The organism is Salinimicrobium oceani (assembly GCF_012037645.1).
In genome coordinates this window covers 1-432 of sequence record NZ_JAAVJR010000706.1, presented here as the reverse complement: position 1 = coordinate 432, position 432 = coordinate 1, and the positions used below count along the sequence as shown (strand labels likewise).

General features: G+C 43.1%; 1 pseudogene. It reads left to right on the top strand.

Annotation, left to right across the window (positions count from 1 at the left end):
* Nucleotides 1–432: pseudogene (locus HC175_RS18985) on the top strand (hypothetical protein); the annotation flags it as partial.

The following is a 432-nucleotide window of genomic DNA, read 5'->3' as shown; positions in this document are numbered from 1 at the left end:
CGAATTCTGAAGTTCTCACCTCAGGAGAATGGACTTCAGAAGTTGATGGGACAAACCTTATCCCAATATCCATTAGCGATAATTTTGCTGAAGATGCAGTGGTAGAAGTGGGAGACCGTCTTTCCTTTAACGTACAGGGCGTGATCATGAATACCGAAGTGGGAAGTATACGAACTGTAGATTGGAGCCAAATGCAGCCTAACTTTTCTATTGTCTTTCCAAAGGGAGTACTGGAGTCTGCACCTCAATTCAGAGTAATGACCACTAAAGTTGAAAATGAAGAAGCTTCCGCAGCTTTACAGCAACAACTGGTAAGATCCTTTCCTAATATCTCGATCATAGATCTACGGCAGGTACTCACCGTGGTGGAAGGTATCCTGAACAAAATAGCCTGGCTCATCAATTTTATGGCTTTCTTCAGCATACTTACCG